This window comes from Paraburkholderia sp. BL6669N2 (assembly GCF_003387275.1).
GTDB lineage: Bacteria > Pseudomonadota > Gammaproteobacteria > Burkholderiales > Burkholderiaceae > Paraburkholderia.
Window position 1 is genome coordinate 495,270 of the sequence record NZ_QUNA01000001.1, and the last position, 21,163, is coordinate 516,432.

The window sequence follows — 21,163 nt, forward strand, 5'->3', positions numbered from 1 at the left end:
CTTATTGCTGTTCGACGAGCGCGCGCGCTTCGCCGACGTGGCCGCGATACGCTTCGAAAATCTTGCGCAGCGCTTCGTCGAAGGTCGACTTCGGCGCCCAGTCGAGTTCCTGCATGGTGTTGTCGATCTTCGGCACGCGGTTCTGCACGTCCTGGTAGCCCGCGCCGTAGTACGCGCCCGACGAGGTCTCGACCAGTTGCACCTGCTTGGCCGTGTCCGCGTATTCCGGGAATTCGGCGGCGAGCGTCAGCATCTTGTGCGCGAGTTCACGCACCGAGAAATTGTTGGTCGGGTTGCCGATGTTGTAGATCTTGCCCGTGGCGACACCGTCTTTATTCTCGATGATCTTCATCAGTGCGCCGATGCCGTCGTCGATATCCGTGAACGCACGCTTTTGCGCGCCGCCGTCCACCAGGCTGATGTTCTCGCCGCGCACGATATGGCCGAGGAACTGCGTGACCACGCGCGAGCTGCCTTCCTTCGGCGTGTAGATCGAATCGAGGCCCGGGCCGATCCAGTTGAACGGACGGAACAGCGTGAAGTTCAGGCCTTCCATGCCGTAACCCCAGATCACGCGGTCCATCAACTGCTTGGAGCAGGCGTAGATCCAGCGTGGCTTGTTGATCGGGCCGTACGACAGTTGCGATTCTTCCGGATCGAACTGCTCGTCCGTGCACATGCCGTAGACCTCGGACGTGGACGGAAACACGAGATGCTTGCCGTATTTGACGGCCGAACGCACGATCGGCAGGTTCGCCTCGAAATCCAGTTCGAACACGCGCAACGGCTGCTTCACGTACGTGGCGGGCGTGGCGATCGCGACCAGCGGCAGGATCACGTCGCACTTCTTGACGTGATATTCGACCCACTCCTTGTTGATCGTGATGTCGCCTTCGAAGAAGTGCATCCGTTCATGATTGATGAGGTCGCCCAGACGTTCGGTCTGCATGTCCATCCCGAACACTTCCCAATCGGTCGTTTCGAGAATGCGCTTGGACAGGTGATGGCCAATGAAGCCGTTCACACCCAGAATCAGGACTTTTTTCATTGATGACGGGGAGTTTGGATGAGCTGGGCAAATTCGGCCGGAGTGACGACAGCCTCGCTGCCGTCGTGCTGGTGCCGCAATTCGTGGATGGCGATCGCGCGGCCGTCGCCGCATATCGCGAAAACGGCATTATCGCTTACGTGCAGGCCCGGGGGCAAATCCGAACGAAGCGCGCCGGGCGCGGCGAGGCGCGCGCGCGCGACGACGAAACGCCGCCCGCCGAGGTCCGTGAAAGCGCCCGGGTAGGGCGGCGCGACCGCGCGGATCAGGTTGTAGACCTGCTGCGCCGTTTGCGTCCAGTCGATGCGGCCGTCTTCCGGCTTGCGGCCGCCGTAGTAGCTGCCGTGCGCGAGGTCGTTCGGCAGACGCGGCGCCTCGCCCGCCAGCAGGGACGGCAGCACGCGCCACAGCGTTTGTTCGGCGGCCACTGTGACCTTGTCGAACACTTGCGCGGCGGTGTCGTCGGGCAGGATCGGCACCGGCGTTTGCGCGAGGATCGCGCCCGCGTCCGGCTTGGCGGCCATTTCGTGCAGCGTCGCGCCGGTTTCCGTTTCGCCGTGAATCACCGCCCAGTTGGTCGGCACGCGGCCGCGGTATTTCGGCAGCAGCGAGCCGTGCATGTTGTAAGCGCCCCGTGCGGCGAGCGCCAGCACGTCCACCGGCAGCATGTGGCGGTAGTAGAACGAGAAGATGAAGTCCGGGCGCGCGGCGCTTACCGCGGCGCGCAGCTCGGCACTCTTCGGATCGTTCGGCGTGACGACCGGAATGCCGTGCTCGGCCGCGACCGAGGCGACGCTGTCGAACCAGATGTTTTCGCTCGGGCTGTCTTCGTGCGTGACGACGAGCGCCACGTCCACGCCGCGCGCGAGCAGCACTTGCAGACAGCGCACGCCGACGTTGTGATAGGCGAATACGACGGCGCGTGGCTTCATGGAGTCGGGCCCTGATCGAGGAGCGGCGCGGCCTGCACCGCCTGCACGACGGTCTGGCGCGGCGCTTCGGTCACGGTCGTGCCGTCGCGCTGTTCGAGAATGGTCTGCACGAGATAGCGCGGACGCGCGCGCACCTGCTGATAGATCCGGCCGATATATTCGCCGAGCAGGCCGAGCGCGAAGATGATCACGCCGAGCAGGAAGAAGGTGATGGCGAACAGCGTGAACACACCTTGCACTTCCGCGCCGATAATGAAGCGCCGAATCAGCAGCAGCACGAACAGCGCCGCGGAGCCGAGCGACAGGATCACGCCGATGAACGACAGCCATTGCAGCGGCACGACCGAAAAGCCGGTCACGAGGTCGAAGTTCAGGCGGATCAGCGAATACAGCGAGTACTTGGATTCGCCGGCAAAACGCTCTTCGTGCGCGACCTCGATTTCGACGGGATTCTGCGCGAAGGTGTACGCGAGCGCCGGAATGAACGTGTTGATTTCGCCGCAGCGATTGATCGTGTCGACAATGTGCCGGCTGTACGCGCGCAGCATGCAGCCCTGGTCGGTCATCTTGATGCGGGTGATGCGCTCGCGCAGCCGGTTCATCACGCGCGAGGCCTTGCGGCGCCACAGGCTGTCCTGGCGCTGCAGGCGAATCGTGCCGACGTAGTCGTAGCCTTCGCGCATCTTGTTGACCAGCTTGCCGATTTCTTCCGGCGGATTCTGCAGGTCGGCGTCGAGCGTGATGACGATCTCGCCGCGCGATTGCTCGAAGCCCGCCAGAATCGCCATGTGCTGGCCGTAGTTGCCGTTCAGCAGGATCACGCGAGTCGTGTCGGGACGCGCGCGGAACTGTTCGGCGAGCAGGGCGGCGGATTTGTCGCGGCTGCCGTCGTTGATGAAGATCACTTCATAACCGGCGCCGAGCGCGTCGAGCGCCGGATACAGGCGCGCGAACAGCGCGGCCAGGCCGGCTTCCTCGTTGTACACCGGGATGATGACCGACACTTCCGGCGTATCCGACGCTGCAGCGCGATGTTCCGAATAAATCATTTCCGCTTATTTTCCGTATTGTTCGCAAATTTCATTGACCGCGCGGCACACGCGCTCCACGTCGCCTTCGTTCATCAACGTAAAGAGCGGTAGCGTGACGTTGGTCGCGCCGAACTTCTCCGCATGCGGGAACATGCCTTCCTTGAAGCCGCGCGCGCGATACAGCGAGAACAGGTGGATCGCCGGGTAGTGCACGCCCGAACCGATGCCACGTTCCTTCAATTGACCCATGAAACCGGCGCGGTCGATCGACAGTCTGTCGAGCGGCAGCGTGATCTGGAACATGTGCCAGTTGCTGTTTTTATAGTCAGCAAACGGCAGGCCGACTCCCAGTTTGAGCGCCGCGCCGCCTTCCAGACCCGCGAAATACGCGCGCACGAGCTTCCTGCGCTGCGCGAGGAAGCGCTCCAGATGCGGCAGCTGGCCGAGGCCGACGCGCGCGGCGACGTCCGTCAGGTTGTACTTGCCGCCCAGCACGTCGCAGTCCATGCCGTCGAAGCCGGTGCGCGTGATGCCTTGCAGCCGGTACTTCTGGGCGAGGATCGCTTCTTCCTCGTTGTTCAGCACCAGCGCGCCACCCTCGATCGAGGTGAGGTTCTTGTTCGCATGAAAGCTGAACGAAACCATGTCGCCCAGCTTGCCGATGCGCTCGCCGTTCCATGTCGAGCCGAACGCTTGCGCGGCGTCTTCGATCACGCGCAGTTTGTGCGCGCGGGCGATTGCGTAAAGACGGTCCATGTCGACCGGCAGGCCCGACAGGTACACCGGAATCAGCGCCTTGGTGCGCGGTGTGATGGCTTTTTCCAGCAGGTCGAGGTCGATGTTGCGCGTGACCGGGTCGATGTCGGCGAACACCGGCGTCGCGCCGACTTCATAGATCACGTTGCTGGTCGACACCCACGAGGCCGGTGTGGTGATGACCTCGTCGCCTTCGCCCACGCCGGCGATACGCAGGCCGATTTCCAGCGTTGCCGTGCCGGAATTGAACGTGCGCACCGGACGTCCGCCGCAGAACTCGGAAAGCGCCGCTTCGAACTTCTGGTTCTGGGGACCGGTGGTGATCCAGCCGGAGCGCAGCACGTCGGCGACGCCCTGAATCGTTTCCTCATCGATCTCGGGTTTGACAAAGGGCAAAAACGGGACTGTTGACTGGGTCATGAATGCTTCGCTCGATTGAAAGAGGCGCAACCCGCAGGGCGCGCAGGACACCACACACTACGCGCAAAACCCGGGGCCGCGGCAAAAAAGGGCGCAACCGCGCAGCATACCGTGGTCAACCTTACGGATTCCTTAGACGGCCGGGCTGTCCGCTTACGGAATCTTTTGCCGTCTGGATCTTCCCAGCCGGCGCCGGCGATGAACAGTAATAAATTGTGTCCTGCATACCTTGCCCGGACCGCAGCGCCTAGCTGCGCGCCAGCACCACGACGCCGACCAGGATGATGCCGATGCCGATCAGCTTCTGTACCGACAGCACTTCGCCGAACAGGTACCACGCCGCGAACGCATTGACGATGTAGCCGAGCGAGAGCATCGGATAGGCGATCGACACGTCCACCCGCGACAACCCGATGACCCACACTGCCACGCTGATCACATAACAGGCCAGGCCGCCGATGATCGGCGGCTGGGTTGCCAGGCGAAAGGCGATGGGCAGGATGTTCGCACGGGTGAATTCGAAGTGTCCAACGGCATTCGTACCGGCTTTGAGCAGCAACTGCGCACCGGCGTTCAACGTGACGCCTGCAAGAATGCAAAAGAGGGAAATCGGGTTCATCGAACGGTTAGATCCTGATATGGGGTCATTGTTGTGCTTTTTCTACTGGCGTCGACGCAGGCGCTTCGGCGTCGGTCGCGCCGGCCGCCGTGGGCGTGGCCGGCGGCTTTTCCACCACCACGCGGCGCGAGTCGCGGGCGATCACCCGCATCGGCAGGCCTTCCTTGAGGAGACGGTCGTAGGTGCCCGGCGGGATCAGGGCAAGCGCATAGCGGTCGGCCTTCCAGCGCTCGACCCAGGCATCGATGGAAGGAATCCATTTCTGCGGCTCGACGGACACGCCGAACGCGAGTTCGTCAGGGTGCTCGACCATGATCATGGTGTGGTCGACATAGAACGGCATGGTGTGGTCGAGTACGCCGACCGAGTAGAAGGGCGTATCCGCCGGCAGCTTCGCGATCTCGGTCTTGATGGCCGGCGCGAGCGGCGCGCCGGAGCTCAGGCGCCCGAACACGTCGTGACCCGTGCCGGCGATGGTGCCGAGCAGCAGCCACGCCGCGCCGAAGGTGGCGACGGCGCCGAGGCTGCCGGCCCGGCCGCGGCGGTTCAGCCACAACGCGGCCAGCGTCATCACGAAGGCGACGGCCAGCGCCGCCAGCACCCACGTGCGGTACTCGGCGTACAGCTCGGCCGGATTGCGGGCGCTGCCAAAGCGCGCCATGAACAACGCGGCGAATGCGGCGACTACGAGAAAAAGTGCATAGCCGGCGAGGTGGCGGCGCAACTGCTCACGCGTAACGAGCGGCAGATACATGCCGATCAGGAGCGCGATCGGCGGCGCGATCGGCAGTGTGTAGGAGAGCAGCTTGGAGTGCGACGCGCTGAAGAACAGGAAGATGAAGACGGTCCACGTCAGCATCAGCGTGACCGGTGCGAAGCCATTCGGCTGGCGCGGCAGACGCCACGCGTGGCGCACGCTTTGCAGCGTCACCGAAAGCCACGGCAAAAAGCCCACGATCAGCACCGGCACGAAGTAGTAGAACGGCCCCGGACGGTTCTGCTCAGGCGTCAGATAGCGCTTGAACTGCTGAACGATGAAGAAGAAGTTCAGGAATTCCGGATTGCGCTGCTGCACCAGCACGAACCACGGCGTGACGATCGCGAAGAACACGATCAGGCCGCCGATCAGATGCAGGCGCTTCCATACGGCCCAGTCGCGCGCGATCACCGTGTACAGCACGAGCACCGCGCCCGGCAGGATCACGCCGACAAGGCCTTTGGACAGCACGGCCAGCGCCATCGAACCCCAGCACACCCACATCCAGCCGCGCACGCTGCCGGTCGGCAGGTTGGGGCGCTGCGCGAGCAGCAGCGCGCATAGCGTCAGCTCCATCCAGAACGACAGGCCCATGTCGAGCGTGTTGAAGTGGCCCATCAGGTTCCAGTACGGCGACGTGGCCAGCACGATCGCCGCGAACACGCCAGTCGCCGCGTTGAACACGCGCGCGCCGGTAAAGCCGACCAGCAGCACGCCCGCAAAGCCCGTCAGCGCCGTATAGAGCCGCGCCTGCCATTCGCCGACGCCGAACCACGCGAACGTGAGCGCGTTCGCCCAGGTTTGCAGCGGCGGTTTCTCGAAATACTTGTAGCCGTTGTAGCGCGGCGTGATCCAGTCGCCGGTGACGAACATTTCGCGCGCCATTTCGGCGTAGCGGCCTTCGTCGCTAGGCAGCAGATGGCGCCAGCCGAGCGGCACGAACCAGATCACGGCAAGGGCCAGCACCAGCAGCAGAATCGTAGTGCGGTTGAGCGGTAGCCTCGTCGGCGTATCGTTCATGGATTTCAACCTTTGTGGCGACGCCGCGCAGGCGGCGAAGCGGTGTTGTTCGGAAATGGCGGCCGGTCGGGCGCGGCTGCTAACGGGGCGGCCGGCGCTTTGCCAGACGGCCACTTCCCGGGGCGCGCGAGTATGAGACTGTCCGCGCCGCGTTCTGGTTGCCTTGCCACGCGCCGTCAGCTTCGACGGTGGCGCTGCGGCACCTTCCGTCGACAGATCCTTCTCGGCTCGGGCGGGCGTGCCAAGGCTGCCGTTCCAGCAATCAATGGCGCGCAGTGTACGTGATCGGCCGTGACTCGGCCAGGGCGCGCGGTTCGGCCCGGCGGCGCGGATGCTTCCGATACGAACGCGCAGCGGCCTCGCACTCGCATCGCAAACCACGCGCGCGAGGCCGGCGCCGCCTTGGCTCTAGGCCTCGATCAGCAGCGCGGCCGCGACCTTGCGGCCCTCGGCCATCAGAATGTTGTAGGTGCGGCAGGCGGCTTTGAAGTCCATCGTCTCCACGCCGATGCGCTTCGCGGTGAGCGCGGCGGTCAGGCGCGGGTGCGGAAAGCGCAGCCGTTCGCCGCTTCCGAACACGACCACTTCGGGCGCGGAGTCGACCAGCATGGCGAAGTGCTCTGCGCTCAGCTGCTCGAAAGAGGAGACGGGCCAAGCAATGACCGGCGCGTCCGGCAGCACGAGAATGCTGCCCGAGTGGCGCACCAGATTGATTTCGACATAGTCGGCGCCGTAGCCGGTCACGGTATTGAGGGCGCCGCTCGAATCCTGATGTAGTTTCAAATTGGTTTTCCGAAGTCGTCGTGAGACATCATGCGTGTGGCCGGCCTGACCGATGCAGCGGGGGCAGGCGATTCGACGCGAGTGGGACACGCGCATGGCGTACTAGCGGGACAGAAGCGGCCGAAAAGGCTTGCCGTTGCGGTTGGTGCATTGCGGAAGTCGGCCAAAATCCGCTAAATTATAACTTTTTAGCCGCCTTGCGGCGCCCCTCGTTCATGTGCCGCCACAAGCCGCGCGGAGTCCACGGGTGCGGCCCACCGGCTACCCGCCTGGTTTTGCCCGCTTTCGGCCGCTTTCGTCTGCAATTGTCTGTGTGGTTCTTCTCGCCGCCGCTCCGGTGCCATTGAGCGCCGGTGCGCCTGAGGAACGCACGCCTGTTCGCCCCCGCCATCAACCAGGATGAAGTGCCCGCCGTGAAACCGATTCTCAAATCCAACAAGTTGTTGAATGTCTGCTACGACATTCGCGGGCCCGTCCTCGAACACGCGAAGCGGCTCGAAGAAGAGGGCCATCGCATCATCAAGCTGAACATCGGCAATCTCGCGCCGTTCGGCTTCGACGCGCCGGACGAAATCATTCAGGACATGATCCTGAACCTGCCGGGTTCGTCGGGTTACTCCGATTCCAAAGGTGTGTTCGCCGCGCGCAAGGCGATCATGCATTACACGCAGCAAAAGGGCGTGCACGGCGTCGAACTGGACGACATCTATATCGGCAACGGCGCCTCCGAGCTGATCGTGATGGCGCTGCAAGGTCTGCTCAACGACGGCGACGAAGTGCTGTTGCCCGCGCCCGATTACCCGCTGTGGACCGCCGGCGTGAGTCTGTCGGGCGGCACGCCGGTGCACTATATCTGCGACGAGTCGAATAGCTGGATGCCCGACCTCGACGACATTCGCGCGAAAATCACGCCGAACACGCGCGCGCTCGTGGTCATCAACCCGAACAACCCGACCGGCGCGCTGTATTCGGACGAACTGCTGCTCGGCCTGATCGAAATTGCGCGCCAGCACGGCCTCGTGATCTTCGCCGACGAGGTCTACGACAAGATCGTCTACGACGGCAAGAAGCACACGTCGATGGCGGCGCTCTCCGAAGACGTGCTCACGGTCACCTTCAACAGCTTGTCGAAAAGCTACCGTTCGTGCGGCTACCGCGCCGGCTGGATGTTCATCTCCGGCCTGACCGCCGGCGAGAATCGCCGTCACGCCAAAGACTACTTCGAAGGGCTCGGCATTCTGGCGTCCATGCGCCTGTGCCCGAACGTGCCCGGCCAGTACGCGATCCAGACCGCGCTCGGCGGCTATCAGAGCATCAACGACCTGATCGTGCCGAGCGGGCGCCTGTACAAACAGCGCGAACTCGCGTATGACATGTTGACGGCGATCCCCGGCGTGAGCTGCGTGAAGCCCGAGGCGGCGCTGTACATGTTCCCGCGTCTGGACCCGAAGATTTATCCGATCCAGAACGACCAGCAGTTCATCCTCGACCTTCTGCTGGAAGAGCGTGTGCTGCTCGTGCAGGGCACCGGCTTCAACTGGCCGACGCCGGATCACTTCCGCGTCGTGTTCCTGCCGAACGTGGACGATCTCGCGGATTCGATCAACCGCATTGCGCGCTTCCTCGACGGTTACCGCAAGCGTCACTCTGCCTAGCGCACAATAGAGCGTACGACGCGGCTCCCACCGCGTCGCGCCGTCCGCCGGGCGCCACCCGTTTCCCTTTTAATCATCTACTCGAAAACACACGCTGCATGGAACCGATCAAAGTTGGACTGCTGGGCTTCGGCACGGTAGGCAGCGGCACCTTCACGGTACTGCGCCGCAATCAGGAAGAAATCAAACGCCGCGCGGGCCGCGGCATTGAGATTGCGCGCATTGCCGTGCGCAATCCCGCCAAGGCGACCGCGGCGCTCGGCAGCGAAGCCAGCACCGTGGCGCTGACCGATGACTTCAACGCGGTGGTCGACGACCCGTCGATCGATATCGTGGCCGAAATGATCGGCGGCACGGGTGTGGCGCGCGAGCTCGTTCTGCGCGCGATCAAGAACCGCAAGCACGTGGTCACGGCCAACAAGGCGCTGCTCGCGGTGCACGGCACGGAGATTTTCGAAGCGGCGCGCGCCAACGGCGTGATGGTGTCGTTCGAGGCGGCGGTGGCGGGTGGCATTCCGATCATCAAGGCGCTGCGCGAAGGGCTGACGGCCAATCGCATCCAGTACATCGCGGGCATCATCAACGGCACCACCAACTACATCCTTTCGGAAATGCGCGACCGTGGGCTCGATTTCGCGACCGCGCTGAAAGCCGCACAAGAACTGGGTTACGCCGAAGCCGACCCCACCTTCGACATCGAAGGCGTGGACGCCGCGCACAAGGCGACCATCATGAGCGCGATCGCGTTCGGCGTGCCGGTGCAGTTCGACAAGGCTTACGTCGAAGGCATCAGCAAGCTGGCGGCGATCGACATCAAATACGCCGAGGAACTCGGTTACCGTATCAAGCTGCTCGGCATCACTCGCCGCACGGATAAAGGCATCGAATTGCGCGTGCATCCCACGCTGATTCCGGAAAAGCGCCTGCTGGCGAACGTGGAAGGCGCGATGAACGCGGTCGTCGTGCACGGCGACGCGGTCGGCACCACGCTTTACTACGGCAAGGGCGCGGGCGCTGAGCCGACGGCTTCCGCCGTAGTGGCCGATCTGGTCGACGTGACGCGTCTGCACACGGCGGATCCGGAGCATCGCGTGCCGCATCTGGCGTTCCAGCCGGACAGCCTGTCGAGCACCCCGATCCTGCCGATCGACGAAGTCACGAGCGGCTACTACCTGCGTTTGCGAGTGGCGGACGTGACGGGCGTGCTGGCCGACATCACGCGCATTCTGGCCGACACCGGCATTTCGATCGACGCGCTGCTGCAGAAGGAATCGGAGCAGGTCGACGCGAACGGCAAGGGCGAAACCGACATCATCCTGATTACGCACGAAACGGTTGAGAAGAACGTCAACGCCGCGATCAAAACGATCGAGGCGTTGAAGACCGTTGTCTCGCAAGTCACGAAGCTGCGCATGGAAGCGCTGAACTAGGCCGAACTATGAACTACCTCTCCACGCGCGGCGCCGGAGCCGGCGAGCGCCACACCTTTTCCGACATCCTGCTGGGCGGTCTCGCGAAAGACGGCGGCCTTTACCTGCCCGCCGACTATCCGCGCGTCACGGCCGACGAACTGACGCGCTGGCGCACGCTGCCGTATGCGGACCTCGCCTTCGAGATCTTGTCGAAATTCAGCGACGACATTCCCGCCGAAGACCTGCGCGCGCTCACGCGCAAGACCTACACAGCGGCCACGTACTGCAACGTGCGCGACGACGAAAGCGCCGCGCAGATCACGCCGTTGAAGACGCTCGGCGTCGAAAACGGCGCGCCGCTGTCGCTGCTGGCACTGTCGAACGGTCCGACGCTCGCGTTCAAGGACATGGCGATGCAGCTGATCGGCAACCTGTTCGAATACGCACTCGCCAAAAACGGCGAAACGCTGAACATTCTCGGCGCGACTTCGGGCGACACCGGCAGCGCCGCGGAATACGCAATGCGCGGCAAGAAGGGCATCAGCGTGTTTATGCTGTCGCCGCACAAGAAAATGAGCGCGTTCCAGACCGCGCAGATGTACAGCCTGCAAGACCCGAACATCTTCAACATCGCCGTGGAAGGCGTGTTCGACGACGCGCAGGACATCGTCAAGGCCGTCTCGAACGATCACGCGTTCAAGGCGAAGTACAAGATCGGCACGGTCAACTCGATCAACTGGGCGCGCGTCGTGGCGCAGGTCGTGTACTACTTCAAGGGCTACTTCGCGGCCACGAAGTCGAACGACGAGCGCGTGTCGTTCACGGTGCCGTCGGGCAACTTCGGCAACGTGTGCGCGGGTCACATCGCGCGCATGATGGGCCTGCCGATCGAGAAACTCGTCGTCGCGACGAACGAAAACGACGTGCTCGACGAGTTCTTCCGCACCGGCATTTACCGCGTGCGCAAGGCGGCCGAGACGTATCACACCAGCAGCCCGAGCATGGATATTTCGAAGGCGTCGAACTTCGAGCGTTTCGTGTTCGATCTGCTCGGCCGCGATCCGGCGCGCGTGCTGCAACTGTTCCGCGATGTCGAAGAGAAGGGTGGCTTCGACCTTGCGGCAAGCGGCGATTTCGCGCGCGTGCGGGAGTTCGGTTTCGTGTCCGGCAGCAGCAGCCATGACAGCCGCGTGGACACGATCCGCGATGTGTTCGAGCGTTACGACACGATGATCGACACGCACACGGCCGACGGCCTGAAGGTGGCGCGCGAACATCTGCAGCCGGGCATTCCGATGATCGTGCTGGAGACGGCGCAACCCATCAAGTTCGGCGAGACGATCCGTGAGGCGCTGTTGCGCGAGCCGGAGCGGCCGGCGGCGTTCTCGGGCCTCGAGTCGTTGCCGCAGCGTTTCGAAGTGCTGCCGGCGGACGTGCAGCGCGTGAAGGACTTCGTGGCGGCGAACGCGGGCGCTCATTAAGTCGGCGTCGCGTTCGACAGGAAGCGTGAGTGTGTTGTCCACGGCTCATGCGGACTGTCCGGCACGCGGCACGCGCTCGACGCTAAACGACGCTTGCCGCGAACCCTCGTGGCAAGCACTCAAACTCCAAAAAATCCTCCCATAACGCCGGGTTGCCCAGGCTATCGGCTTCGACCGCTACAATATTCTTTTAGTCAGCGGCCCTGAGATCAGAGATGTCCACACCCACGCCCCGCGCGCCGATGCTCGCCACCGCCGAAGCCCTGGCGACTCTCCTCAGCGCAGCGAGCCCGATTGCCGGCACCGAGTCGATCCCCACGCTGGAAGCGCTGAACCGCGTGCTCGCGGCCGACGTCACGTCGCCGCTCGACGTCCCGCCCATGAACACCAGTTCGATGGACGGCTACGCGATCCGCACGGCGGATCTGACGGCGCAGGGCAACAGCCGTTTGCCGGTCTCGCAGCGGATCCCCGCCGGTCACGCACCGGAGCCGCTGAAGCCCGGCACGGCCGCGCGCATCTTCACCGGCGCCACGGTGCCGCCCGGCGCCGACGCGATCGTGATGCAGGAGCAGACCGAAGCCTCCGGCGCGGACGTCACCGTCCTGCACAGTCCGCAACCGGGCGAATGGATCACGGCGCAGGGCGCGGATATCCGCAGCGGCTCGGTGATTCTTCCGGCGGGCACGCGGCTCACGCCGCAGGCGCTGGGACTCGCGGCCTCCGTCGGCTGCGCCGAACTTGCGGTGCGGCGGCGCGTCAAGGTTGCCGTGTTCTTCACGGGCGACGAACTGACCATGCCTGGCGAGCCGCTGAAGCCGGGCGCGATCTACAACTCGAACCGTTTCACATTGCGCGGCCTGCTGGAAAAGCTCGGCTGCGAAGTCACGGACTACGGCATCGTCGCGGACAAGCTCGACGCAACGCGCGCGACACTGCGCGAAGCCGCCGAGGCGCACGACCTGATCCTGACCTGCGGCGGCGTGTCGGTGGGCGAGGAGGATCACGTGAAGCCGGCGGTGGAAGCGGAAGGGCGGCTCGCGATGTGGCAGATCGCGATGAAGCCGGGCAAGCCGCTCGCGTTCGGCGCGGTGCGCCGTGCGGCGCAGCGTGGCGAGGCTGCGTCGGAGTCCTCGGTTTCGGCTGAAACCTTCTTTATCGGTCTGCCGGGCAATCCCGTGTCCAGCTTCGCCACCTTCCTGCTGTTCGTGCGGCCGTTCATTCTGAGCCTGGCCGGCGTGCAGACGGTCGCGCCGCGCGCGCTGTCGCTGCGGGCGGATTTCACGCAGAGCAAGGCCGACCGCCGCAACGAATTCCTGCGCGCGCGCATCAACCCGGCCGGCGGCCTCGATCTGTTTCCGAACCAGAGTTCGGCCGTGCTGACGTCGACAGTGTGGGGCGACGGCCTGATCGACAATCCGGCGAATCATGCGATCAGCGCCGGCGAGACCGTGCGCTTCATCCCTTTTTCCGAATTGCTGAACTGAGCGAGGCCGGCCACCGCCGGCGGCATCCCGATGAAGATTCAACTCCGATATTTTGCGAGCGTGCGTGAAGCGCTCGACCTGGCCGACGAAACCGTCGATCTGCCCGACGGCATCGCGACCGTCGGCGATGTGCGCGCGTGGCTGCGCGTGCGCGGCGGCATCTGGGCCGACACGCTGGCGGAAGGCCGCGCGCTGCGCATGGCCTGCAACCACGTGATGACCGGCGCCGGGACGCGCGTTACCGAAGGCTGCGAAGTTGCGTTTTTTCCGCCTGTCACCGGCGGCTGAACCAAAAAACGCCACAACGCCACAACGCCACTAAACCGCATAGGAGCCTTAGATGCCCGTTCGCGTCCAGACGGAAGACTTCGACCTCACCGCCGAGGTCGCCGCATTGCGCGCGCGCAATCCGAAGATCGGCGCGGTGGCCTGCTTCGTCGGCACCGTGCGCGATCTGAACGACGGCAACACCGTCGAAACGATGGAGCTCGAACACTATCCCGGCATGACGGAGAAGTCGCTGGAAGCGATCGTCGTGAGCGCGCGCGAGCGCTGGCCGGGCATCGAGGTGTCGATCGTGCATCGGGTCGGCAAGCTGTCTCCGCTCGACCAGATCGTGCTGGTGGCGACCACGGCGATGCATCGGGGGGAAGCCTTCGCATCGTGCGAATTCGTGATGGATTATCTGAAGACCCAAGCACCGTTCTGGAAAAAGGAGAAGACCGAAGCCGGCGAGCGCTGGGTCGACGCCCGTGTCACTGACGACGCGGCGCTCGCGCGCTGGGGCATCGAATCGGACAATCGAACGGCGGAATAGGGCGCGGGTTTGAGCATGGGAGCTGGCGAGTCAGAAAGCGTCCCGGCGCATCTCACGCCGATCTGAAGCGCTCCTAAGTCTGGGACGACGCTCGCCACGGTTATTCCGTGCCGCCGTACCGTTTCAAAGCAGCCTATCAACCTGAACCGGGCTGGCTCACTCGTCCCGCGTCCGGCCGACGATTCGTGTCGGAAACGGCTCGCCGGGCGGCCGCGCCGCGTGGCCATCCTCGCCATCGCGCGGATGCCGTTTTGGCGCGATGCGGTCCAGCAACGCCTGTTGTTCCTCCGGAATCTTGTAGTCCCAGCCGAAACGGCTCAGTTGCAGACTCTGCGCGATACGCAGCGCCGGTTCCATGAAGCGCACCGCCGCAGCGGGCTGATAACGCGATTCGACCGTATCCAGAAACAGATACAGCCAGCGGCTGAAGTGCTGCGGCTCGACTCCCTCGAGCGGCTGATGCGCCTGCTGCACGTTGCCGCGGTATTGCTTCGCGCCCAGCACGAGGCTGCCCCAGAAGGTGCACATCTTGGGCAGATGGTCGTCCCAGCGGCCCGCCAGCTTCGCGTCGAATACCGGGCCGAGCAGCGTGTCGGCTCGCACGCGGTCGTAGAAGCCGTAGACGAGATCGCGGATATTCGCCTCGGTGGGCTCGGCGGCGCGCTCGACCTCGAGCGCCGCAGGGAAAGACGGGTTCATGCAGATTCCAAAAAATGCAGCGATTCACTGCATATCGCCACATGGCGCCACACAGCGTCGGAAATAGCCTCAAATGGAGCCCGAACGTGCGGAAGTAGGATGCGAATACCCCGCTTTTCGTAAGAATGCCCCAGGCAGGAAACGTTACCATTAATGCCGATTCACGCACTCCGCCTGTCTGCGCAGAACTGGAAAATATGCGTGGCGCCTGCATCTTAGGGCGAAGCGACGGCCCACGGCAACCCTTGCATCGACGCGGTTATCCCCCGGATCGCGGCTTGCGCTCATTGCACTACCTGCACCCATGAGACTGACCGACTATACGGATTACTCACTACGTGTCCTGCTGTACCTCGCCGTTCGTGGCGAAGGGTTGTCGACCATCCAGGACATTTCCGACGCGTACGGCATTTCCAAGAACCATTTGATGAAGGTCGTGCAGCAGCTCGGCGAACTCGGCTGGGTCGAGACCGTGCGCGGCCGCAACGGCGGCCTGCGGCTCGCGGAGCAGACCAATGCGCTGACGGTCGGCGAAATCGTGCGCGCGACGGAGAGCGACTTTGCGCTGGTCGGTTGCTTTCCGGACCAGCGCGGCGAGAGCCGAGGCTGCGTCATTACGGCGCAATGCCGTTTGCGCGGCGCGCTCGAGGCGGCGCGCAATGCCTTCCTCGCCGAGCTCGATCGCCATACCATTGGCGAGATGGCGCAGCCGCACGGCCCGCTGGCCGCGCTGCTCGGCTTGAGCAACGTGATTCCGATCACGCCGGTCTCGCCGGCCAACGGCGACGCGGCGTCGGCGGCATGAATGCGCCAGGCATTTCTCGCGCGTCAAATGTTAAATAGTTGTCGCTTGGGGCAAAAAAACGCTTGAAACCTGGATAAAACGCCTCATTTTGGTGGTAATCGAAAATTGGAGGTCTCTTGATGAGAATCGACAAGCTCACCACTAAATTCCAGGAAGCCCTGGCGGATGCCCAGAGTCTGGCCGTCGGCCACGACAATCAATACATCGAACCGGTTCACGTCCTGTCGGCTCTCGTCGCCCAGCAGGATGGTTCGGCGCGCTCGCTGCTCTCGCGTGCCGGCGTGCACGTGCAGGCGCTGCAAACGGCGCTCGGCGACGCCATGACGCGTCTGCCGCAAGTGCAGGGCACGGACGGCAACGTGCAGATCGGCCGCGAGTTGACCGGTCTGCTGAATCAAGCCGACAAGGAAGCCCAGAAGCTCAACGACACGTTCATCGCGAGCGAGATGTTCCTGCTCGCGGTCGCGGACGACAAAGGCGAGGCCGGGCGTCTCGCGCGTCAGCACGGCTTGTCGCGCAAGTCGCTGGAAAGTGCGATCGTCGCGGTGCGCGGCGGCTCGCAGGTGCATAGCCAGGACGCCGAAAGCCAGCGTGAAGCGCTGAAGAAATACACCATCGATCTCACCGAGCGCGCGCGGGCCGGCAAGCTCGATCCGGTGATTGGCCGTGACGACGAGATCCGTCGTTCGATCCAGATCCTGCAACGCCGCACCAAGAACAACCCGGTGCTGATCGGCGAACCGGGCGTGGGCAAGACCGCGATCGTCGAAGGTCTGGCGCAGCGTATCGTCAACGGCGAAGTGCCGGAAACGCTCAAGGGCAAGCGCGTGCTGTCGCTCGATATGGCGGCCTTGCTGGCCGGCGCCAAGTATCGCGGCGAGTTCGAAGAACGCCTGAAAGCCGTGCTGAGCGACATCGCCAAAGACGAAGGGCAGACCATCGTCTTCATCGACGAAATTCACACCATGGTCGGCGCGGGCAAGGCCGAAGGCGCGATGGACGCGGGCAACATGCTCAAGCCGGCGCTCTCGCGCGGCGAACTGCATTGCGTCGGCGCGACCACGCTGGACGAATATCGCAAGTACATCGAAAAGGATGCCGCGCTCGAACGCCGCTTCCAGAAGGTACTGGTCGACGAACCGTCGGTCGAAGCGACCATCGCGATCCTGCGCGGTCTGCAGGAAAAGTATGAGCTGCATCATGGCGTCGATATCACCGACCCCGCCATCGTGGCCGCGGCGGAACTGTCGCATCGCTACATCACGGATCGTTTCCTGCCGGACAAGGCGATCGACCTGATCGACGAAGCCGCTTCGAAGATCAAGATGGAAATCGACTCGAAGCCGGAAGAGATGGATCGGCTCGACCGTCGTTTGATCCAGTTGAAGATCGAGCGCGAAGCCGTCAAGAAGGAAAAAGACGAAGCGTCGCAAAAGCGTCTGCAACTGATCGAGGAAGAAATCGAGCGGCTGAATCGCGAATATTCGGACCTCGAAGAAATCTGGACTGCGGAAAAAGCTGCGGTGCAGGGCAGCGCGCAACTGAAGGAAGAGATCGAAAAGACGCGTGCGGAAATCACGCGCCTGCAACGCGAAGGCAAGCTTGAGAAGGTTGCCGAGTTGCAGTACGGCAAGCTGCCGGGGCTCGAAGCGCAGTTGAAGGAAGTGACCAAGGCCGAGGCGAGCGAGCAGAACAATCCGACCCGTCCGCGCCTCTTGCGCACGCAGGTCGGGGCGGAGGAAATCGCTGAAGTCGTGTCGCGTTCCACCGGCATTCCGGTGTCGCGCATGATGCAGGGCGAGCGCGAAAAGCTGCTGCAGATCGAAGAGAAACTGCATGCGCGCGTGGTCGGTCAGGACGAGGCGATCAGCGCGGTCGCCGATGCGATCCGCCGTTCGCGTGCGGGTCTGTCGGATCCGAACCGGCCGTATGGTTCGTTCCTGTTCCTCGGCCCGACCGGGGTGGGCAAGACCGAGTTGTGCAAGGCCCTGGCGTCGTTCCTGTTCGATTCGGAAGATCATCTGATCCGTATCGACATGAGCGAGTTCATGGAGAAGCACAGCGTCGCGCGTCTGATTGGTGCGCCGCCGGGATACGTGGGCTACGAAGAAGGCGGTTATCTGACCGAAGCCGTGCGCCGCAAGCCGTATAGCGTGATCCTGCTCGACGAAATCGAGAAGGCGCACCCGGACGTGTTCAACGTGCTGCTGCAAGTGCTCGACGACGGCCGCATGACCGACGGACAGGGCCGCACCGTGGACTTCAAGAACACGGTGATCGTGATGACGTCGAACCTCGGTTCGCAAGTGATCCAGTCGATGGTCGGCGAGCCGCAGGACGCGGTGAAGGACGCGGTCTGGGAAGAAGTGAAGCTGCACTTCAGGCCCGAGTTCCTGAACCGGATCGACGACGTCGTCGTGTTCCATGCGCTCGACCGCTCGAATATCCAGTCGATCGCGCGGATCCAGTTGCAGCGTCTGCACGAGCGGCTGGCCAAGCTCGATATGCAACTGGTGGTGTCGGATTCGGCGCTTGAGCATGTCGGCAAGGTCGGCTACGATCCGCTGTTCGGCGCGCGGCCGTTGAAGCGCGCGATCCAGCAGGAGATCGAGAACCCGGTCGCCAAGCTGATTCTGGCCGGCAAGTTCGGTCCGAAGGACGTGATTCCGGTCGAACTGGAAGAAGGCAGGCTGGTGTTCGAACGCGTCGTGCATTAAGCGAAACGCGTTCGCTTCGGAGAAAAGGAGCGGCGGCGGTCGAGCCGCTCCTGACGATGTTAAAAAACGGCAACGAAGGTGACTTCGTTGCCGTTTTTTTTTGCCCGCTGATTGCGCTGCAAGCGGGCATGTGGGCAGCCGAGGCCGCCCGTGTCGTTACGCGTTGCCTTTGCCGAACAACGCCGACAGGCCGCCCAGTGCGCCGAGCACGGTCGTGGCGTTCAGCTTGCCCTCAGCCGGCACTTCGCCTTCCGGCGTGGCCGCATTGACGACATGCGGCAGAATCTGCGACAGCAGTCCGGTGACCTGATCCGGTTGCACGCCGGCCTTTGCCGCGAGGTTGGTGACGGTTTCCGAGCCGAGCACGCTGTGCAGCGCGTCGGGCGCGATCGGCTGGTTTTCGCCATTGCTGACCCACGACGTCACGACGTCGCCGAGGCCTTTTTCCTTGAAGCGGTCGATCAGGCCGTTCAGGCCGCCCGGCTGGCTGTTGACGAATTCGAGCGCAGCCGCGATCAGGGCTTGCTGGCCACCACCGCCTTCGGGGGATTTGCCAACCAGGGAACCGAGTGTGTCGAGTAGGCTCATGACAGTCTCTCTTGAATGCCGACACGTGCTCGACGGGTCAGCGGGTGAAAACGCCGCGCGGTTGCGCGGCGCTGTGGGAGGAAGGCGGGCGGCGGCGAGACGGCGCCGACGGTGCATTGCTTTGGCCGCCACGCGCATAACCCTTGGGACGTTGCGCTGCCGCTGCCTGATCCTGTTTCGTACTCCGTGTGATTCTGTCCGGTCCTCTTTCCGTGCTGTCAGGCACCGCCCGAGGCCGCCGCAGCCGATGCGGCCTTGCTCTTCTTAGCTTTCTTCTTCGAAGCCTTGCTGTCGGAGGCACTGGCCGGCGCCGCCGCGGTCGTGGCGGCCGGCGCGGATGCCGCCGCCGCGTCGGACGCGGCAGTCTTGCTCTTCTTCTTCGACTTCGATGCCTTCGCGCCGGAAGCCTCCGCGGGCGCGGCCGGCGTCGTGGTCGCAGCCGTGGCTGGCGCCGCGGTCGTGGCCGCAGGCGCGGCTGCCGGCGCTGCCTTCGTCGTGGCCGTGCTGCCCGGTTTCGCGGCGGGCTTGGCGCCGCTCGGCGGTGTGGACGAACCGTTGATCGTCAGGCCGGCCGCTTCGAGATTGGTCACCGATTTCGTGCCGATGCCCTTGACGCGCGTGGCGAGATCGTCGGCGTCCTTGAATGGGCCATTCTTGGTGCGTTCGTCAATGATCGCTTTCGCATGCACCGGGCCGATACCCTTGACCGATTCGAGCGCCGCCTGATCGGCGGAATTTACTTCGACGGCCGCCGCAAATCCGGCCGACAGCGACAAAGCCAAAGCAACGCAAAGCATTAAAAGCTTCTTCAGCATGGCAAGCACTCCATTGTGGGCAAAAAAGTTAGCCGCGAAGGGACGACCCGTACAAAGCTCGGACGACAGCAGCCTGTCAGCTTTCGCTGCGCTTAAGCATAGAACAAATTGCGCGCCCTTATTTGCGAACGCGGACGATTTATACCGATCGATTCACGACAAGTAAATCAGTGTGAACAAGATTTAAACCTTCTGCCTCGTTATTAGGCTGTTGTGAGCTTATCGATCAAAACCTCACGCCGTAAAAAATGACAGCGCGGACAAATGACAGCGCAGACAAATGACAGCTCTTGACTTAGAGTGCACTCGAAGTCTTAACCTGAGTTCCGTCATGTCGAATATCTCGAAAGCACTCACCATCGGGCAGGTCGCTGAAACGATCGGCGTTTCGACGCATACGCTGCGCTACTACGAGCAGGCCGGGCTGATTCGCGCCGTCGGCCGCACGCAGGCGGGGCATCGGCTGTATTCGCCGGCGGATCTCGACTGGCTGCGGTTCCTGATGCGCCTGAAGGCGACCGGCATGCCGATCGCCGGCATGCAGGCGTTCGCCGCCTTGCGCGCACAAGGGCAGCCGACGGTGGGCGCGCGCCGCGATCTGCTGGTGGCGCATCGGGATGCGGTTTTGGCGCGGATCGCCGAGTTGCAGAGCAACCTCGGCGCGATCGTCGACAAGATCGCGTATTACGAAGCGGCCGGGCTCGCACCCGTCGCGGAGCATTCGACACGACAGACCGACAAAACCCAGGCGCACTCACATTCGGAAGAGGACTCACCATGGACCACGCACACAACGACCGCTACACCCGAGGCTGGGACAAACTGAAGCAGATTGACGGCTCGGCCGGCGAACAGGTGATCGCCGCGCTGGCGCCGATCGCGCCGGATTTCGGCCGTCTGCTGATCGAATTCGGCTTCGGCGATATTTACAGCCGGCCGCAACTCGATCTGCGCGCGCGTGAGATTGCCACGATCGCCTCGCTGGCCACGCTCGGCTGCGCGCAGCCGCAATTGAAGGTGCATATCGAGGCGGCGTTGAATGTCGGCTGCACGCGCGAGGAGATCGTCGAGGTGTTCATGCAGATGGCGCTGTACGCGGGCTTTCCGGCGGCGCTGAATGCGTTGTTTGCCGCGCGCGAGATTTTCGAGCGCCATGATCAGGCGGTGAAGGATGCACAAGCGGCGAGCGCGGCGCAGGTGGTGGAGGAGCAAGCACACGAGGGTTGATATCCTCGGGCAACGGCGACAGCAAGGTAGGGCCGGCGGCTGCATTGCGCGGCCGCTTTTTATTGCGATGCTAACGCAACTAACGGTCCGTTAT

General features: G+C 63.6%; 20 protein-coding genes. 10 read left to right on the forward strand and 10 right to left on the reverse strand.

The annotated features are described in order from the left end of the window. Position 1: 1 nt before the first annotated feature. The 7 genes from B0G80_RS02245 to B0G80_RS02275 all read right to left on the reverse strand — a co-directional run bounded on the left by B0G80_RS02245 (position 2) and on the right by B0G80_RS02275 (position 7,366). Positions 2-1,048: a bifunctional UDP-4-keto-pentose/UDP-xylose synthase gene (locus B0G80_RS02245; protein WP_012432812.1), complete on the reverse strand. Its 1,047-nt coding sequence runs from the start codon at positions 1,046-1,048 to the stop codon at positions 2-4. Beyond that, a complete protein-coding gene (locus tag B0G80_RS02250; RefSeq protein WP_116116825.1) occupies positions 1,045-1,980 on the reverse strand; it encodes a formyltransferase in 936 nt (311 codons plus the stop codon). The genes B0G80_RS02245 and B0G80_RS02250 overlap by 4 nt, the downstream gene beginning before the upstream one ends. Continuing rightward, positions 1,977-3,029, reverse strand: coding sequence for a glycosyltransferase (locus B0G80_RS02255; protein ID WP_116116826.1), 1,053 nt, complete (start codon positions 3,027-3,029; stop codon positions 1,977-1,979). Before B0G80_RS02255 ends, B0G80_RS02250 begins: the two co-directional genes overlap by 4 nt. Before the next feature lie 6 nt (positions 3,030-3,035). After that, a complete protein-coding gene (locus B0G80_RS02260) occupies positions 3,036-4,187 on the reverse strand; it encodes a DegT/DnrJ/EryC1/StrS aminotransferase family protein (RefSeq protein WP_116116827.1) in 1,152 nt (383 codons plus the stop codon). Positions 4,188-4,434: 247 nt separating this feature from the next. Then, positions 4,435-4,806 (reverse strand): multidrug efflux SMR transporter, encoded by a 372-nt coding sequence (locus B0G80_RS02265; RefSeq protein WP_106283566.1) that lies wholly within the window; start codon positions 4,804-4,806, stop codon positions 4,435-4,437. A 25-nt stretch (positions 4,807-4,831) separates the two neighbouring features. After that, positions 4,832-6,583: a glycosyltransferase family 39 protein gene (locus tag B0G80_RS02270; RefSeq protein WP_116116828.1), complete on the reverse strand. Its 1,752-nt coding sequence runs from the start codon at positions 6,581-6,583 to the stop codon at positions 4,832-4,834. 408 nt (positions 6,584-6,991) lie between these two features. Then, entirely contained in the window at positions 6,992-7,366 is a 375-nt protein-coding gene (locus B0G80_RS02275; RefSeq protein WP_116116829.1) for an Mth938-like domain-containing protein, read from the reverse strand. 404 nt (positions 7,367-7,770) lie between these two features. Here B0G80_RS02275 and B0G80_RS02280 point away from each other — a divergent pair, with 404 nt between their 5' ends. The 6 genes from B0G80_RS02280 to B0G80_RS02305 all read left to right on the forward strand — a co-directional run bounded on the left by B0G80_RS02280 (position 7,771) and on the right by B0G80_RS02305 (position 14,218). Next, complete coding sequence (locus tag B0G80_RS02280) at positions 7,771-9,021, forward strand: pyridoxal phosphate-dependent aminotransferase (protein ID WP_116119478.1); 1,251 nt, start codon at positions 7,771-7,773, stop codon at positions 9,019-9,021. Between the two features lie 98 nt (positions 9,022-9,119). Further along, on the forward strand, positions 9,120-10,451 hold the full coding sequence (locus B0G80_RS02285) for a homoserine dehydrogenase (protein WP_106283563.1): 1,332 nt from the start codon (positions 9,120-9,122) through the stop codon (positions 10,449-10,451). 8 nt (positions 10,452-10,459) lie between these two features. Continuing rightward, positions 10,460-11,914 (forward strand): threonine synthase, encoded by a 1,455-nt coding sequence (gene thrC, locus B0G80_RS02290; RefSeq protein WP_116116830.1) that lies wholly within the window; start codon positions 10,460-10,462, stop codon positions 11,912-11,914. Positions 11,915-12,156: 242 nt separating this feature from the next. Further along, the gene (glp, locus tag B0G80_RS02295; protein WP_116119479.1) at positions 12,157-13,401 is read left to right on the forward strand and encodes a gephyrin-like molybdotransferase Glp; all 1,245 of its coding nucleotides are present in this window, start codon (positions 12,157-12,159) and stop codon (positions 13,399-13,401) included. A gap of 30 nt (positions 13,402-13,431) precedes the next feature. Then, positions 13,432-13,689: a molybdopterin converting factor subunit 1 gene (moaD, locus tag B0G80_RS02300; protein WP_012432823.1), complete on the forward strand. Its 258-nt coding sequence runs from the start codon at positions 13,432-13,434 to the stop codon at positions 13,687-13,689. A 52-nt stretch (positions 13,690-13,741) separates the two neighbouring features. Continuing rightward, positions 13,742-14,218, forward strand: a complete 477-nt coding sequence (locus B0G80_RS02305) for a molybdenum cofactor biosynthesis protein MoaE (protein WP_106283560.1) — start codon at positions 13,742-13,744, stop codon at positions 14,216-14,218. Positions 14,219-14,374: 156 nt separating this feature from the next. Here B0G80_RS02305 and B0G80_RS02310 read toward each other — a convergent pair whose 3' ends face one another. Further along, positions 14,375-14,917 carry a group III truncated hemoglobin gene (locus tag B0G80_RS02310; protein WP_116116831.1) on the reverse strand — a complete coding sequence of 181 codons (543 nt, stop codon included), beginning with the start codon at positions 14,915-14,917 and terminating at the stop codon, positions 14,375-14,377. Between the two features lie 304 nt (positions 14,918-15,221). Between B0G80_RS02310 and B0G80_RS02315 the strand changes: the two genes are divergently transcribed. After that, entirely contained in the window at positions 15,222-15,722 is a 501-nt protein-coding gene (locus B0G80_RS02315) for an Rrf2 family transcriptional regulator (RefSeq protein ID WP_106283558.1), read from the forward strand. A gap of 119 nt (positions 15,723-15,841) precedes the next feature. Continuing rightward, complete coding sequence (gene clpB, locus B0G80_RS02320) at positions 15,842-18,439, forward strand: ATP-dependent chaperone ClpB (RefSeq protein ID WP_116116832.1); 2,598 nt, start codon at positions 15,842-15,844, stop codon at positions 18,437-18,439. A 156-nt stretch (positions 18,440-18,595) separates the two neighbouring features. Here the strand turns inward: clpB and B0G80_RS02325 are convergent, their stop codons facing one another. Beyond that, positions 18,596-19,165, reverse strand: a complete 570-nt coding sequence (locus B0G80_RS02325; RefSeq protein ID WP_408967689.1) for a YidB family protein — start codon at positions 19,163-19,165, stop codon at positions 18,596-18,598. 80 nt (positions 19,166-19,245) lie between these two features. Further along, a complete protein-coding gene (locus B0G80_RS02330) occupies positions 19,246-19,842 on the reverse strand; it encodes a helix-hairpin-helix domain-containing protein (protein ID WP_116116834.1) in 597 nt (198 codons plus the stop codon). Between the two features lie 331 nt (positions 19,843-20,173). Between B0G80_RS02330 and B0G80_RS02335 the strand changes: the two genes are divergently transcribed. Further along, complete coding sequence (locus tag B0G80_RS02335) at positions 20,174-20,668, forward strand: MerR family transcriptional regulator (protein ID WP_116116835.1); 495 nt, start codon at positions 20,174-20,176, stop codon at positions 20,666-20,668. After that, positions 20,620-21,069 carry a carboxymuconolactone decarboxylase family protein gene (locus B0G80_RS02340; RefSeq protein WP_116116836.1) on the forward strand — a complete coding sequence of 150 codons (450 nt, stop codon included), beginning with the start codon at positions 20,620-20,622 and terminating at the stop codon, positions 21,067-21,069. Before B0G80_RS02335 ends, B0G80_RS02340 begins: the two co-directional genes overlap by 49 nt. Positions 21,070-21,163 lie beyond the last annotated feature (94 nt).